The organism is Rothia sp. HMSC066G02, from assembly GCF_001813145.1.
Lineage (GTDB): Bacteria > Actinomycetota > Actinomycetes > Actinomycetales > Micrococcaceae > Rothia.
In genome coordinates this window covers 96697-112681 of the sequence record NZ_KV811597.1, presented here as the reverse complement: position 1 = coordinate 112681, position 15985 = coordinate 96697, and the positions used below count along the sequence as shown (strand labels likewise).

Genomic DNA, 15985 nt, shown 5'->3' with positions numbered 1-15985 from the left:
CAAGTGAACGAACTGATCCAGCTCACCGCTGCAGAAGCAGCAGAAAAGCTCGCATCCGGCGAAATCACCTCCGTCGAGCTCACCCAGGCACACCTGGACCGCATCGCAGCCACTGACGGCGCACCCCTGAGCGACAACCGAGCAGATGGCAAGAACGGCCTCAACGCCTTCCTGCACATCAACGCCGAAGAAGCACTCGCCACCGCAGCAGCAGTAGACGCAGACCGCGCAGCAGGCAAGGAACTGCCCCCGCTCGCAGGCGTACCCATCGCCGTCAAGGACCTCATCGTCACCAAGGGCCAGCCCACCACCGCAGCATCGCGCATGCTCGAAGGCTGGATGAGCCCCTACGACGGTACCGTCACCCGCAAGGTCCGCGAAGCACGCATGCCCATCCTCGGCAAGACCAACCTCGACGAATTCGCAATGGGCTCCTCCAACGAGCACTCCGCATTCGGCGTAGTACGCAACCCCTGGGCACTCGACCGCGCACCCGGCGGCTCCGGCGGCGGCTCCGCAGCAGCCGTCACCGCCTTCCAGGCACCCCTGGCGCTCGGCACCGACACCGGTGGCTCCATCCGCCAGCCCGCAGCACTGACCGGTAGCGTCGGCGTCAAGCCCACCTACGGCTCCGTCTCCCGTTACGGCGTCATCGCCATGGCGTCCTCCCTCGACCAGGTAGGCCCCGTCGCCCGCACCGTCCTGGACACCGCACTGCTCCACGAAGCAATCGCAGGCCACGACCCGCTCGACGCAACCTCCCTGCCCGATGAGCCCGGCAACTTCGTTGAAGAAGCCAAGGCAGGCGCAGAAGCCGCACGCAAGGGCGACCTGTCCGGCCTGCGCATCGGCGTCATCAAGGAACTCGGTGGCGGCAACGGCGAAGGCTTCGAAGCAGGCGTCCTCGCACGCTTCCGCGAATCCGTCGAAGAGCTGCGTGCCGCAGGCGCAGAGATCATCGAGGTCTCCCTGCCCTCCGTCACCGAAGCCATCAGCGCCTACTACATGATCATGTCCTCCGAGGTGTCCTCCAACCTGGCACGCTACGACGGCGTCCGCTACGGCCTGCGCGTCGTACCCGAAGACGGCCCCGTCACCATCGAACGCGTCATGTCCGCAACCCGCTCCGCAGGTTTCGGCCACGAGGTCAAGCGCCGCATCATCCTCGGCACCTACGCACTGTCCGCAGGTAACTTCGACGCCTACTACGGCGCCGCACTGCGCGTACGCACCCTCATCCAGCGCGACTATGCAGCAGCATTCGAAAAGTGCGACGTGCTCATCTCCCCGACCGCGCCCTCCACCGCGTTCAAGCTCGGCGAGAAGACCGAAGGCGACCCCATGGCAATGTACCTGGGTGACGTCGCCACCGTGCCCGTCAACCTGGCAGGCGTCCCGGCGCTCTCCCTGCCCGGCGGCCTCTCCGAAGAGAACAACCTGCCCGTCGGCATCCAGTTCACCGCACCCGCACGCGAAGACGCACGCCTCTACCGCGTCGGCGCAGCGCTGGAAGAACTGCTCACCGCAAAATGGGGCGCACCGCTCTACAAGAGCCTGCCCGACACCGAAACTCTGATCCGCGACTTTGACTTTGGGGGAACCAAGTAATGAGTGAAGAAGTCCTCAGCTTCGAAGAAGCCATCGAAAAGTACGACCCGGTCCTCGGCTTCGAGGTGCACGTCGAACTGAACACCAAGACCAAGATGTTCGACTCCGCACCCAACGAGTTCGGCGATACTCCGAACACCAACATCACCCCCGTATCGCTCGGCCTGCCCGGCGCGCTACCCATGGTGAACAAGACCGCTGTTGAGTCCGCCATCAAGCTCGGTCTGGCACTGGGCTGCGACATTGCAGACAAGTCCTACTTCGCCCGCAAGAACTACTTCTACCCGGACTCCCCGAAGAACTTCCAGACCTCTCAGGCTGGCGGCCCCATTGCGGAAAACGGTTCCCTGGACGTTGAGCTCGAAGACGGCACCATCTTCACCGTCGAAATTGAGCGCGCCCACATGGAAGAAGATGCAGGCAAGCTCACCCACGTCGGCGGCGCAGACGGCCGAATCCAGGGTGCAACCTCCTCCCTGGTCGACTACAACCGCGCAGGCGTGCCCCTGATCGAGATTGTCACCCGACCCATCGTCGGTGCCGGCGAGCGCGCACCCGAACTGGCACGCGCCTACGTTGCCGCAATCCGCGACATCGTACGCTCCCTCGGCATCTCCGACGCCCGCATGGAACGCGGTAACGTCCGATGCGACGCCAACGTCTCCCTCATGCCCAAGGGCGCCGAGAAGTTCGGTACCCGCTCCGAAACCAAAAACGTGAACTCCCTGCGTTCGGTTGAGCGCGCCGTCCGCTACGAGATTCGCCGCCACGCAGCGATCCTCGAACGCGGCGAAAAGGTCACCCAGGAGACCCGCCACTGGCACGAAGACACCCGCGAAACCTCCTCGGGCCGCCCCAAGTCCGACGCTGACGACTACCGTTACTTCCCCGAACCGGACCTCGTACCGGTCGTCACCAACAGCGAATGGATTGAGCGTCTGCGCGCCGAACTGCCCGAACCCCCGGCAGAACGCCGCCGCCGCCTCAAGGGCGAGTGGGGCTACTCTGACGAAGAGTTCCGCGACGTCGTCAACGCTGGCGCACTCGACGTTATCGAAGAGACCGTCGCCGCAGGCGCAACCGCAGCAGCAGCCCGCAAGTGGTGGATGGGTGAAATCGCCCGCCGCGCAAAGCAGGCTGAAGTTGAGCTCACCGCCCTCGGCGTGGAGCCCGCAACCGTGGTCGCCCTCGAAGCGCTCATCTCCGAAGGCAAGATCAACGACAAGATCGCCCGCCAGGTGCTCGAGTTCGTCCTCGCCGGTGAAGGCACCCCCGCCGAAATCGTTGAGGCACGCGGCCTCGCCGTGGTCTCCGACGACGGCGCGCTCACCGCAGCCGTTCAGGAAGCACTGGCAGCAATGCCCGACGTTGCCGACAAGATTCGTGCCGGTAAGGTTCAGGCTGCTGGCGCTATCGTCGGTCAGGTCATGAAGGCTACCCGCGGTCAGGCTGACGCCGCTCGCGTGCGTGAGCTGATTTTGGCTGAGTGCGGCGTGGAAGGCTAAGCTTTTCTGCTGACCCGCCTCTAACGAAAGAGGCGCTGTCTCCCGAGGTGGGAGGCGGCGCCTCTTTCGTGCTTTACCCCATTCCAGGTTCTGCGCGGGATGCACGGTTCCGCTTAGATTCCGCACGGAAAGGCGGTTATCGTCCTCGTTCCTACAGGGAACCCGCCCTCGCTTCGCTTCGGGCATCCTGATGTCACTTTCGGACGATACCGCCTTTCCGCGCTGGGGCACAGTGCGGGTGCGGCCGTGTTTTCCGGATGCGCCCTCAGGGTGTCAGCCCGGGCGCTCTCCGATGCGGAGCGAGGAGGAAGCGGAGCGTCCGGGTGACGGGTGCCCCTGCGTAGGCGCGGAGGAAATATGCGGCGCCCCGCCCCTGCTTGGTGAGGGGAGGAACGAGGACGATCGGCGCCCCTCCAGTAACGCAACGTACCATAACGAGAAATGCTCCTTCCATATCTTCAAGATATGGAAGGAGCATTCTCTATTGCTGGGTGTTACTCAGTAACGCCGAGGTTGCTCATCAGGAACGCGTAATCCCACGCGATCTCACGCCAACGCGTATACCGGCCGGAACCACCACCGTGACCGCCCGACATGTCAATCTTCAGCAGCGGCACCGGCGACGACGGGTCAATCTGCTCACGCAGCGCCGCAATCCACTTTGCGGGCTCCACGTAGAGCACGCGGGTGTCGTGCAGGCTCGTCACCGCAGCAATCGCCGGGTAGCGGACCGGGCGGATGTTCTCGTACGGGGTGTACGACTTCATGTAGGCGTACACTTCCGGGTCCTCAATCGGGTTGCCCCACTCTTCCCACTCCATTGCCGACAGCGGCAGCTCCGGGTCGAGGATGGTGGTCAGCGCATCCACGAACGGTACGGCAGCCAGGCAGGCGGCGTACTTTTCGGGGGCGAGGTTCACTACGGCGCCCATGAGCAGGCCGCCGGCGCTACCGCCGTAGCAGCCGATACGCGCCTCATCAGCCCACGGCTTAGCCGCAATGTAGCTGGTGACGTCCACGAAGTCGGTGAAGGTGTTCTTCTTCGCGAGCTTCTTGCCGTTCTGGTACCAGGAGCGGCCCATCTCGCCGCCGCCGCGAATATGCGCGATGACGTAGATGACGCCGCGGTCCAGGATCGACAGCATCGGGATGGAGAACATCGGGTCCATGGACGACTCGTAGGAGCCGTAACCGTACTGGATGACCGGGTGCGGCTTGCTCATGTCCAGGTCGGCGCGGTGAATCACCGAGATCGGGATGAGCGTGCCGTCCTCCGCTGGTGCCCAGTCGCGGTAAGCGCGGTAGTTCTCGCGGTTGTAGCCGCCCAGCACGGGGGTTTCACGGCGCAGCAGCAGGGTCTGCGACATGGGGAAGTAGTCGTAGACGCGGCGCGGCGTCAGGTACGAGGTGTAGGCGATGCGCAGCACGGGGGAGTAGTTCTCCGCACGCAGCACGGAGGCGGTGTACAGTTCCTCGTCGAAGCCGGCAGGTTCCATGAAGGTCACGCCGGCGGGTCGGCGGCGGCGCCACTGGATGGGCAGCTGTTCACGCGGTGCGAGGAAGATGCGGGTGGTGGTGTCCGCGCGGGCGGTGACGACCAGGTGCGTTGCGGTGAAGGTGAAGCCCTCCAGGCGCACGTGTTCGCTGTGGCGGATGACCGGCACCCAACGTTGCGCGTACTCTTCGAGGCTTTCACCTTCGCGCGGCATGTCTGCGAGGACCAGCTCGGAGTTCAGCGCATTGTAGTCGTGCTGAATCAGCAGGTGCTGCTCGCCGGCAATGTTGAGCGGCTCGGCGTAGTATTCGATGCCCGCGCTCTTGGGGATGAGCAGGGTCGGCTCACCCTTGGGCTCGCGGGTGGGGATGAGGCGCACCTCCGTGTACTCGGAGTTGGAGCTGGTAATGACCACGGAGGAACGGTCGGAGCTCATGGCGGCGCCGAGCCACATGGTGTTGTCCGGTTCCTCATAGATCAGGTGGTCTTCGGTGCCCTGTCCGACGTCGTGCACGTAGACACGCCAGGGGCGCCACGACTCGTCGGGGACGAGGTAGATGAGCTGTTCGGCGTGGTTGATGAAGAAGGAGCCCGCCGCAATGTTGGGGATGGTGTCTTCGAGGAAGGTGCCGGTTTCCATGTTGAGGAAGCGCTGCTCGTAGCGTTCGTCGCCCTTTTCGTCCACGGAGATGCTCAGCAGCTTGCCGTTACGTGCGGGCTGGAAGCTGCCGAGGGAGAAGAACTCCATGTCCTTGGCGTATTCGTTGCAGTCGAGGATGACGACTTCACCCTCGAGTACTTCGCCGGGGGTGACGGTCGGCGGGGTGTAGCGCACCACCTCGTCGCCTTCGTGCAGGGCGGGGTAGCGGTAGAAGACGGGGTACTGGCCGCCGGGCACCATGCGGCTGTAGTACCACCAGTCACCGATACGGTTCGGGACGGTCAGATCCGACAGCAGGGTGCGGCCCTTGATTTCGTTGAAGATGGATTCGCGGAGGGGCTGCTGGTCTGCGGTGACAGCTTCGGTGTATTCGGCTTCTGCCTTGAGGTAGTTGAGGACCTCTTCGCTTTCCTTGTCGCGGAGCCATTCGTAGGGGTCGATGAAGACGTCGCCGTGGTGTTCGCGGCGGTGCTCGACCTTCTTCGGTACGGGCGGGGTGAGGTTCTGTTCAGCCATGCTGCCACCTCTTTCATTGAGTTATGGGTTTGTGAATGGTGTGTGCCGTCTGCGCCCGCGTTCCTGTGCCGCCGGGTGGCGGTGAGGGTGCGCGGGGGATTGTGGGCACGCCTAGTTCTAGTGTATCGAAGAGTGAGGCAGGCTACTATATTGCGGCCTGGGCAGGATTGCCCGGCTCAGCTTGTGGAAGCCCCGCCGGGATATGCCCGTTCGGCGGCTAGTTAGCGCGGCCCTTGATAGACATGAGGGTGCGGCGGCCTGCCTTGTTTGCCTTCGTGAAGGCGCGGTTACTTTGCCTGTACTCACGTTCTTGAGAGCGCAGGCGTAGACGCGCGGATTCGGCTATCATCCTGCGGTAGCGTTCGAAGCGCTCGGGGTCGAGGGAGCCGTCAGTGATGGCCTGCTGCACCGCGCATCCGGGTTCGGAACCGTGGGAGCAGTCGCTGTACCGGCAGGCAGAAGCGTAACCGGAGACATCGTCGAAGGTTTCGTCAATCGCGGCGCTATCGCTCGTTGCGGCTAGGGCTCGTATGCCCGGAGTGTCGATTAGCACCGTGCCAGATGATGATTTTGCGTTGGTCGAGTCTCCTTCGCTTGAGCCTTCCGCACCGGGTAAAACAAGCATCTGGCGGCTGGTGGTGGTGTGGCGCCCCTTGCCATCGGCACCGCGAACTGCTGAGGTGACCTGCACCTGATATTCTTGGCTATCCTCGCGGGGGTCAACTCCGGGGTTGAGCAGGGCGTTGACCAGGGTGGATTTTCCTGCGCCGCTACGGCCCAAGAACGCGGCGGTGCGTCCGGCGACAAGCTCCGCCACCGGGGCAGGGTCGTAGCCGTTGTCCGTGCAGACGGCGAGTACCGCATCCACACCACCTGCGAGGGAGTCCCTGTAGTTGGTGAGCTGTTCGGCCGTTACCAGGTCACCCTTGGTGAGAATCAGCGCGACCTGCACCCCGGAAGCGTGCGCCAGAGCGGTGTAGCGTTCAATTCGCCCAATGGACGGCTCGGGGAAGCAGGGCTCAACGATGCAGAGTATATCCACGTTGGCGGCGACAGGCTGATCCGCGGATTCTCGGGTGGCGCTGGGGCGGGTGAGGTAGCTTCGCCGGGGCAGTATCGCGAGGGGTTTATGCTCCGCGGGGTGGGCTGCACCGCCAGTTCCGGGGATGGGCTGGGTGAGTACCCAGTCGCCGACGAGGGGGTACTCTTCTTCGCCGTAGTCGTTCTCAACCGGACGCAGCGGAGCGGAAAGCTTAATGAGCTCACCCTGCTCGCAGGTCAGCAGTTCGCAGCGGGTGCGGTGCACTGCGCTCACGCGGGCGAGGGTGAAATCTTCAAGCGTGCCGCCGAGGGTGAACGCGGCGCGGATTGCTGAACCCTGCCAGGAGGGGTCGAACCCTAGAGTCTCTAAGGTGTATGAAGCGGGAGCAATGGTCACAGGAATAGTCTTTCTTGGTTGCGGCGCCCGGATAGCGGGTGAGTAAAAGGCTCGTTCTTTTTCAGGGTTCACCGTTTACAACAGCGAGGCGCGGGCGCCGGCACGGATGCGGCGGGCGGCAAGGAAAGTCAGCCCCAGCCCGATAGCGGCGTAGAGTACTGCCAGGGCTGTGTCTGCTGCCAGGAGCGCGAAGAGATTCGGGGTAGTGCTGCTCGCAATACTGCCAGAGGTATCTAAAGCCTGCACCAGCCGGGACCCCGGAACCCAGGAACACAGCCAGGCAAGCCAGCCGGGGTAGGTACTCACCGGCACAATCACGCCCGCGCTGACCGGCAGAACAATAGATAGAACATTCGAGCCCGTGTACGGATCCGACAGGTACAGACCCAAACCGGCGGCAAAAATGCCCAGGCAGACCCCGCCCAGAACCGCAACCGGCATCAGCGCAATGGCTCCAATCAGAAGCCCCGAAGCCGCCCCGGTAGAGGGTGCCGTGAGGGAGAGCAACCACACGATACCCACATTGCTCAGCCCCGTCACGGAGGCTAGCAACGCGGGTACCGCCGCCGCGCCCAGCCAGTAGCCCGCATCCACCGCTCGTGTCGTGCACACGTACTCGAAGACGCCGATCCACCGGTCGGTGGCAACGCGCGCGACGATGCCGGCGGCCACCGAGCTGAGGGTGGCAATCAGGGCGGTCGCGCAGCCGATGCGTACCGTATCGTTCGCGGCGAGGTCGGCGCCCAAAAGCACCGTAAAAAGCACGTTGAGGCCCGGCACGAGCACCAGGGTAGTGATGGCCGTTCCGAGGGTCGCGAAGGTAATCGACGACGACCAGCCAATAGAGGCGGTAGACAGTGCCCGACGCACCACGCCGGGCAGGGAATCAGGAGAGAGAACACGCACGCTACATCGCCCCCAGGGTGCCGCGACGACGGGCGGAGGCGAGAGCCTTCCGTGCAAAGAGGAAGGCGCACAACGCCCAAGCGAGGCTCACGGCGAGCGTCTGCGCAACGGGCAGGAGCGCATCCGCCGGGGTGTTCATGGGGGTGCGCCCAAGAAGCAGGTGCACCGGCGCCTGCAGGGGAATGAGTGCGCCCGCGGCATCCAGCCAGGCGGGCGCTTCAATGGTCGTGAAGAGAACCCCGGAAAGAATAAAAACCGGCACGAGGAGCAGCTCCTCGTAGGCGATAGCGTTCGGCGTCGCCACGAAGAACACCGCAATCATGAACGTGACCGACAGGCAGGCAAGCCACAGCAGGGGAACGCCCAGAACGTAGCGCGGCCAGAGCGCAGAAAAGTCGGTGACCTGCGGGTTAAGCGTCACAAGAGCCCAAAACGCCCACGACAGAGGTAGAGCCGCCAAACCCACAATGGAGGCGCTCGAAACGATAGCCGCCAGCACCCGCACCGGAGAAATCGACCCCGAACACAGGTACACGAGGGTCCCGCGGAAACGCTCAAAATTGATGATGCCCGCAGACACGATGCAGACCGACCACATGCCCACAATGCCCGCGCGGGTCCACGCGAGGGTCGGGTCAACGGAGTGACCCGCGGAGCTCTGCGCCGCCGCATGCACGGCGAGCGCCTGAAGGATGACCGAGCCGAGTACCGTACTGATGAGCAGCTGAATGAAGTAGGGGACCGTCAGGAACTGGCGCAGGCTAAAGCCCATGAGTCGCAGTTGGCGGGCGCACTCCTGCCACAGGTCGTACCGTCGACCCTGCCGCTGGAACTCTTCCGAGCGTTGCGTCTGAGCGTTCATCGCTTGAGCCCCTCCGCCATTGCCAGGTATGCCTCTTCCAAGGTTGCCGGGCGCGTGTAGGGCTCGGTCCTCGCCCCGATGCGCGAGGCGGCGAGCCCCTCCGCCAGGATGCGGTGAGCCTCGCCCGCCTCGAACGTGGCGCGCTCGCCGTGCCAGTAGAGGGTCAGTTCCCAGCCGGAACCACGCGGGGCAAAAAGTACCGCCGCCTTATCGTGGAGGAATCCGCGTAGTGTATCAAGACCCTCGGTGGCGGTGGGATCCACCTGAACCACAGTCGTGGCGGCAATACCGGCGTGTGCGGCAACGTCCTCGAGACTGCCGCTCACCGCAACGGAACCGGCGCCCAAAACGGTGATGGTATGCGCCAGGTCCTCGATTTCGCCCAGTAGGTGACTCGTCAGCAGAACGGCGGCGCCGTCCTCCGCGAGGGAACGAATCAGCGCGCGCACGGTCAGGGCGATATCGGGATCGAGCCCGTTGGTCGGCTCATCCAGCAGGAGCAGGGCGGGGGAGCCGAGCAGCGCCCTGGCGATGTGTAGGCGCTGCTTCATGCCGCGAGAAAACTCCTGGACGGGTCGCGCCGCCGCATCGGTGAGTTCCACTCGAGCTAGGGCGTGGTCCACCTCGCGCCGCCGGCTCCGCCCGGAAACCCCCGCAACATCGGCGAAGAACAGCAGGTTATCGCGGGCACTGGCGCGCGGGTAGAAGCCGTTCTCCCCGCCCAACGCGAGACCCACGTGACGGCGCACCCGCTGCGGGTGGGCGATGGCGTCGATGCCGTTCACGGTGAGGGTGCCGCTGGTGGGGGTGAGCAGGGTTGAGCACATCTGCACGGTGGTTGTTTTGCCCGCGCCGTTGGGGCCGAGGAGGGCGTGGATCTCGCCGGAGCTGATGCGAAGGGACACGCGGTCGACGGCGGTGAAGGCGCGTTCGCCTGTGCCAAAGACGCGGCTAAGCTGTGCCGCATCGAGAACGAGAGACATGATGGACAAACCTTTGAAGTCGGTTTTCCGGCTTCTGCGCCGGAAGGGTACGCGAGGGGGACGTGTGCGAAGCCCCGCACGAGTGTATGCGTAGTCCCAGTGTACCGAAACCCCAGGTAAAAGTGATGGGGGTTACTATATGGGTGGGGGGGTACCTCCGCATCTCGATTGCCTCGCCCTCGGATTGCCCATGCATCGTCACTAACGTTTTGTTGCAGGCGGTTTTTTGTTACGGGCGTTAAAAAACGTCATCTTTGCAATGAAATGTCTTAAAGTGCCGTTCACCCACAAAACCCTTGACCCCACCCAACGCCCTATGACACCCTGAATACAGGTCAAGAGCGCCAGCGATAAGCCCCAGCTAGCTGGCCGGCAACCCTCCTCCGCGGTGGGGTGCCCTGGGTGAAGACCAGGCGGCACGCAAAAGCGTGACGCAAGCGCGGGACCGATGTGACCGAATCCGGTACATCAATCGTGACAGGATTATTCGACGACGATTCCTGTACCGCTCGGCATGCGGCCCCCTAACTATCCCCTTAGGAGAGCCAAGCATGAGCAACAACACTACCGTCCCGACTCCCGCCAACCCCGCCGGTTGGAAGTTCGAAACCCGCCAGATCCACGCAGGTCAGGCGCCGGATGCCGCAACGGGAGCTCGGGCACTACCCATCTACCAGACCACCTCTTATGTCTTTGACAGTGCAGAGCAGGCCGCAAACCGTTTCGCTCTCGCCGAGCTGGGACCCATTTACACCCGCATGAACAACCCCACCCAGGAAGCTATCGAAAACCGCATCGCTTCCCTGGAAGGTGGCGTTGGCGCGCTGCTGCTGGCCTCCGGTCAGGCAGCTATCACCTACGCAATCCTGAACATTGCCGGCGCCGGTGACCACGTGGTCGCCTCGCCCTCCATATACGGCGGCACCTACAACCTGCTCAAGTACACCCTCGCCGACCTCGGCATCGAAACCACCTTCGTTGAGGACCCGGACGACCTGGACGCATGGCGCGCCGCGGTTCGCCCCAACACCAAGCTGTTCTACGGCGAGTCCGTGCCTAACCCCCGCAACGACGTGCTCGACATTGAGCCCATCGCCAAGATTGCGCACGAAAACGGCGTGCCCCTGATCCTGGACAACACCGTACCCACCCCCTACCTGCTGCGCCCCATCGAGCACGGCGCAGACGTAGTCGTCCACTCCGCCACCAAGTACCTGGGTGGCCACGGCACCTCCATCGGCGGCGTGATCGTTGACTCCGGTAACTTCGACTACGGTGCAGACCCCGAGAAGTTCCCCAAGTTCAACCAGCCCGCCCCCGGCTACCACGGCCTGGTCTACGCACGCGATTTGGGTAAGGACTCCGCGTTCGGCGCGAACCTCTCCTACATCCTGAAGGCGCGCGTCTCCCTGCTGCGTGACACCGGCGCCGCCATCTCCCCGACCAACGCCTTCAACATCGGCATCGGCCTGGAGACCCTCTCCCTGCGCATCGAACGCCACATTGAGAACGCCACCAAGGTCGCCCACTGGCTCGAAGCAAACCCGCAGGTTGACAAGGTTATCTGGGCTGGCGTGGAATCCTCCCCCTGGTACGAGCGTGCACAGAAGTACCTGCCCAAGGGCCCCGGCGCGGTGCTCGGCTTCACCCTCAAGGGTGCAACCCTGGAGCAGACCCGCGACTTCGTGGACGCCCTGAAGCTGCACTCCAACGTGGCGAACATCGGTGACGTACGCTCGCTCGTGATTCACCCCGCCTCCACCACCCACTCCCAGCTTTCCGCTGAGGAACTGGAGAAGATTGGCGTGTACCCGAACTTCGTCCGCCTGGCAGTCGGTATCGAGAACATCGACGACATTCTCGCCGACCTGCAGCTGGGCTTCGATACCCTCTCCTAAACGGTGATGCAACCCGCAGGTGGACCGGCAAGCTACGGCTTTTCGGTCCACCTGCGGATTCCCCGTTACGGAGCATGTTGTAACTGTGCGGCGTTGCTGCCGCCCAACCTGTTGCTTCTTCTACCCACAGACGAGTACCCCGCTCACACCCGGCACCACCTCGCCGACCAACCCAGTGAAGGGAACCCCATGACCACCCAGAGCACTAGCCAGTCCGGCACCACCAAGTCCGGCACTACCAGCCAGCCTGTCACCGCACCCATCCCCGTGGCGGGCACCCAGCGCGAGCATCCCGAAGCGCAAGGCTACCTGCGTCAGCTGAACATCGGCGACCTGGAGCTCGAGTCCGGCGTGACCCTGCCGCAGGTCACCATCGGCTACGAAACCTGGGGCACCCTCAACGAGGCTGGCGATAACGCCATCCTGATTCTGCACGCGCTCACCGGTGACACGCATGTCTCCCGCGGCGTACCCACCCCCGACATGCCCGCCCCGCTGATTCGCGCCATCGAATCGGACGGCTGGTGGGAAGGTATCGTGGGCCCCGGCTCGGTCGTAGACACCAACCGCTACTTTGTGATTGCCCCCAATATTCTGGGCGGTTGCTACGGCTCCACCGGACCGGCAAGCATTATTCCGGAAGGCTACCCGGGTGCCGGTGAGCACTGGGGTTCCCGCTTCCCGCAGGTGACCATCCGTGATTCTGTGCGTGCTGAGGCGCACCTGGCCCGTGCACTGGGCGTGACCAGCTTCCGCTACGTGATTGGTGGTTCCCTTGGCGGCGCTCGTGCCCTGGAGTGGGCGGCGACTAACTCGGAGCTGGTGCGCGGATGCGCGGTGATTGCCTCCGGTCCTTCGGCTACGGCGGAGCAGATTTCCTGGGCCCACACTCAGAACATTGCGATTCGTTCGGATGCGAACTTTGCCGGCGGCGACTACTATGCCGGTCCTGCACCGACTGCCGGTCTGGCTCTGGCGCGCCGTATCGCGCACACCACCTACCGCAGCCCCGCAGAGCTGGAGCACCGCTTCGGCCGTGAGGAGAACCGCGGCGAAAACACTGTGGGCGGTTCGCTGGGTGAGCCGCGTGGCCGCTACGCCATTGAAAGCTACCTGGACCACCACGGCGCTAAGCTGGTTGAGCGTTTTGATGCGAACAGCTACCTGGCTGTGAATGAGGCGCTGATTTCGCACGACGTGGCGCGTGGCCGCGGTACTCTGGCGCAGGCGCTGGCACATACCGATTGTGAGTGGACGATTGCGGCGGTGAACACGGACCGCCTGTTCTTCCCGCACGAGTCGCACCGCCTGGCGGAGGCGCTGCCCACCCCCGTGCCCGTGGACATTATCGAGTCGAACCACGGCCATGACGGCTTCTTGATTGAGGCGAAGCAGGTGGAGAAGATTCTGGCGCGCGCCCTCGGCGTTGAAGATGAATCCGCCGCCCCGAGTGAAGCGCAGCGTGAGCGTGAGGCGCTGGACTCGATGACTCGCCTGTACGCTACGGCGACCCACTAGAACCGCGAGTATTCACGGGGTACTGACCTAAGCCCCTCTGATCGCTGTTTATGCCACCTAAGTGCGGGTAAATTCCGGGCGGGCTGATAGTGTCTTCACAGGTTCTTCCGCCCGTCGAGAATTAACCTTCACCCTAAAGGTTAGATAAGGAGACGCCGGGTGCTCACATGATGTGAGCACCCGGCGTTTCTTTGCACCTTCTCGAAGAGTGTTGTGCCAAGTCAGGGAATATTTTTCGGTTTTTCGGGTGTTTTGCGAAACCTCCGCGAGATACCGCGGAAGTAGCCTCCTGTTGCACTGGAAGGTAAGGGTTCTCGGTTTGCTTTAGACCCGCTCTAACCCCATAGCATTAAAGTTGTGGTAAGTATTCAAGAGGTAGCGGAGCAGTTGGGGGTGAGCACCCACGCCCTGCGCTATTACGAAAAAGAGGGGCTCATTGCGGTGCCCCGTGATGCTCACGGAACCCGTATTTTTGATGAGGAGTCTATCTCCGCAGCACGGTTTATTGCTACCTGCCGTCAGGCTGGCATGAGTCTTGCCGACATTCGCACGATTTTGAGCAATCCGGACGACCACGCCCTGTCTATTGATGTGATGGAGCGTGCCCGTCAGAAGATTGAGGATGAGATTGTGGGGTTGCAGCAGAACCTTGAGCACCTGGATCGCCGTATTCAGGAGCACCGCCGTCACCTCGACGGCACCCGCTAGGTAACTAGTCTTCTGCAGACGCGTATAAACGCCCGGTATTCCCAACGTTGGGAATACCGGGCGTATTTTTGTGCTCAGCTTTCACACTCAGCTACTCACCCCTAGCTACTGGGTATTTTCAGCCCGTAGGTTTAACCCCAAGCCGCTTTTTCCGGGTCAATACCGTGTGCACGAGCATTCTCGTAGATGACATCCCGCAACCACTCCGCGAGCCCGGTCGCAAGCTTCTCGTAGTGCGCCTTGAAGCGGGCATCCTCAACGTAACCGCGGGCTAGAATAGCGTGCTTGGCGGGGGTGACCTCAAAGAAGAACAGGGAGGCGCGGTGCCGCTCGGCGAGCGCGTTTGCCTCCTCGCTGCCCGGCTGCACGCCGCGGTTGAACGCCTCGACGAGGGCGTGTTCTACTTCCTCAACCTGCTGTTTGCCGTTCTGCCAGTCGGCACGGTCCATTGACGCAGTACGGCGCTGGTACTCGGCCCAGTCGTCAGTTTTTCCGTAACGGTCCTGCGCCTCCTGTTGGTGGGTGAGGCTGAATCCCTCGCCCATAATTTCTGCTTTCTCAGCAGCGCTGAGCTGCTCATTCTTAGGTGCCATAGCGTCCTCCAAAAGGTGTTCGATGGTTTCAAGCATGTGCCCGTACGCGGCGATTTTGCGTTGAAGCATATCCCGTTGAGCGAGTAGATGCTCGGTGCTGTTCGCTTCGTCTTGCAGTATGTTGCGAATAGCGTCGAGGCTCATGCCGATGGCGCGGTATCCCATAATGACGGTGATTCGTTCAAGATCTGCGTCGGTGTAGTACCGGTACCCGTTGAACTCATCATGCGCCGGGTTGAGTAAGCCTCGTTGCTCCCAGTGGTGCAGGGTGCGGACTGTTAGCCCGTGCAATGATGCCGCTTCTCCTACGGTGTATTCGTGTTGCCCGTCAGGCGGTGTTCTGTTCGCGTCCATGGTTTCACTGTAGAACCTGACGTTAGGTGAGGGTCAAGCTAGCGGCGGAACCCGCGGTGCAGGTTTGTGGGGGAGTCCTCGCTAAGATGGGTGCATGAGCGAAAACAAATACGTCGTCGAATACACCCGCCCCGAGAACGAACGCGCAGGCACCCACCTGGTGCTCATGCTGCACGGCTACGGCTCCCAGGAGCACGACCTGCTGTCCCTGGCAGCACACCTTCCGCAGGAGGGCTTCACCTACGCCTCCATGCGCGCACCCCAGCCGGTTGGCAGCCAGTTCTCCGCGGACTCGACCGGCGCCTACATTGCCGCAGACGCTATCGGCTACCAGTGGTACCCGCTGAACCAGCAGCTAGAATCTGACCAGCGCGCCATTGAGCAGGCGAGCGACTACGTGCTGGAGTGGGTGCGCGCAAACCGCGAACCGTACGCTTCGGTGACCCTGCTGGGCTTCTCGCAGGGCATGGGCATCGCAACCTCCATGGTGCGTCACGCCCCCGGCGAGTTCGCCGCCGTGGTGGGGCTGTCCGGCTACGCCGTGGACTCGGATTCGCCGTACTTCAAGGACGAGGAGCTGAAGAAGACCGAACTGCCGGTGTTCTTCGGCCGCGATCAGGAAGACCCCGTCATCCCGCAGGAGATAGTGAACTACACCTACGACTGGATCCGCAAGTACACCGACGGCATTAAGGTGCTGTACGCCGGTGCGGGTCACGGTGTGAGCGCTATGGAGATTCGCCATGTGGGCGAGTTCCTGGAGGTGAAGGTGCAGGGTAAGGAGCCGCGTATTCGTGCGCAGAAGGTTGCGGAGGCGACCGGCACCGCGGAAGGCTCTGACTCCTAAATCGACTATATGGAAAGCCCTCGGGTCATGACGACTCGGGGGCTTACGTGTAGTTCCGCTTGGAAAGGCGGTTATCGTCCTCGTTCCTACAGG

At 63.0% G+C, this 15985-nt stretch carries 12 protein-coding genes and 1 riboswitch; of the genes, 6 read left to right on the top strand and 6 right to left on the bottom strand.

Features of this window, described 5'->3' with window-relative positions:
• Positions 1–3: 3 nt before the first annotated feature.
• Positions 4–1608, top strand: coding sequence for an Asp-tRNA(Asn)/Glu-tRNA(Gln) amidotransferase subunit GatA (gatA, locus tag HMPREF2894_RS07215; RefSeq protein ID WP_070634997.1), 1605 nt, complete (start codon positions 4–6; stop codon positions 1606–1608).
• On the top strand, positions 1608–3113 hold the full coding sequence (gene gatB, locus HMPREF2894_RS07210; RefSeq protein WP_070667176.1) for an Asp-tRNA(Asn)/Glu-tRNA(Gln) amidotransferase subunit GatB: 1506 nt from the start codon (positions 1608–1610) through the stop codon (positions 3111–3113). The genes gatA and gatB overlap by 1 nt, the downstream gene beginning before the upstream one ends.
• A gap of 494 nt (positions 3114–3607) precedes the next feature.
• Here the strand turns inward: gatB and HMPREF2894_RS07205 are convergent, their stop codons facing one another.
• From HMPREF2894_RS07205 to HMPREF2894_RS07185, 5 genes are all read right to left on the bottom strand, one after another.
• Complete coding sequence (locus HMPREF2894_RS07205) at positions 3608–5785, bottom strand: S9 family peptidase (protein ID WP_070678556.1); 2178 nt, start codon at positions 5783–5785, stop codon at positions 3608–3610.
• A gap of 217 nt (positions 5786–6002) precedes the next feature.
• Entirely contained in the window at positions 6003–7223 is a 1221-nt protein-coding gene (gene rsgA / locus HMPREF2894_RS07200) for a ribosome small subunit-dependent GTPase A (protein ID WP_070678553.1), read from the bottom strand.
• A 75-nt stretch (positions 7224–7298) separates the two neighbouring features.
• Positions 7299–8129, bottom strand: a complete 831-nt coding sequence (locus tag HMPREF2894_RS07195) for an ABC transporter (RefSeq protein WP_070678550.1) — start codon at positions 8127–8129, stop codon at positions 7299–7301.
• A 1-nt stretch (position 8130) separates the two neighbouring features.
• A complete protein-coding gene (locus tag HMPREF2894_RS07190) occupies positions 8131–8991 on the bottom strand; it encodes an ABC transporter permease (protein WP_070594061.1) in 861 nt (286 codons plus the stop codon).
• On the bottom strand, positions 8988–9974 hold the full coding sequence (locus HMPREF2894_RS07185; protein ID WP_049358360.1) for an ABC transporter ATP-binding protein: 987 nt from the start codon (positions 9972–9974) through the stop codon (positions 8988–8990). Before HMPREF2894_RS07185 ends, HMPREF2894_RS07190 begins: the two co-directional genes overlap by 4 nt.
• Before the next feature lie 333 nt (positions 9975–10307).
• Positions 10308–10420, top strand: a riboswitch (SAM riboswitch).
• Positions 10421–10525: 105 nt separating this feature from the next.
• On the opposite strand from HMPREF2894_RS07185, the gene HMPREF2894_RS07180 reads away from it, so the two are divergent.
• The 3 genes from HMPREF2894_RS07180 (at position 10526) to HMPREF2894_RS07170 (ending at position 14098) form a co-directional block, all read left to right on the top strand.
• The gene (locus HMPREF2894_RS07180) at positions 10526–11872 is read left to right on the top strand and encodes a bifunctional o-acetylhomoserine/o-acetylserine sulfhydrylase (protein WP_070678546.1); all 1347 of its coding nucleotides are present in this window, start codon (positions 10526–10528) and stop codon (positions 11870–11872) included.
• Positions 11873–12061: 189 nt separating this feature from the next.
• The gene (locus tag HMPREF2894_RS07175; protein ID WP_210399407.1) at positions 12062–13390 is read left to right on the top strand and encodes a homoserine O-acetyltransferase MetX; all 1329 of its coding nucleotides are present in this window, start codon (positions 12062–12064) and stop codon (positions 13388–13390) included.
• Positions 13391–13747: 357 nt separating this feature from the next.
• Positions 13748–14098: a MerR family transcriptional regulator gene (locus tag HMPREF2894_RS07170; RefSeq protein WP_044146078.1), complete on the top strand. Its 351-nt coding sequence runs from the start codon at positions 13748–13750 to the stop codon at positions 14096–14098.
• A gap of 131 nt (positions 14099–14229) precedes the next feature.
• Here HMPREF2894_RS07170 and HMPREF2894_RS07165 read toward each other — a convergent pair whose 3' ends face one another.
• A complete protein-coding gene (locus HMPREF2894_RS07165; RefSeq protein ID WP_070678544.1) occupies positions 14230–15045 on the bottom strand; it encodes a MerR family transcriptional regulator in 816 nt (271 codons plus the stop codon).
• A 94-nt stretch (positions 15046–15139) separates the two neighbouring features.
• Here HMPREF2894_RS07165 and HMPREF2894_RS07160 point away from each other — a divergent pair, with 94 nt between their 5' ends.
• Positions 15140–15892 (top strand): alpha/beta hydrolase, encoded by a 753-nt coding sequence (locus HMPREF2894_RS07160; protein WP_070678541.1) that lies wholly within the window; start codon positions 15140–15142, stop codon positions 15890–15892.
• Positions 15893–15985 lie beyond the last annotated feature (93 nt).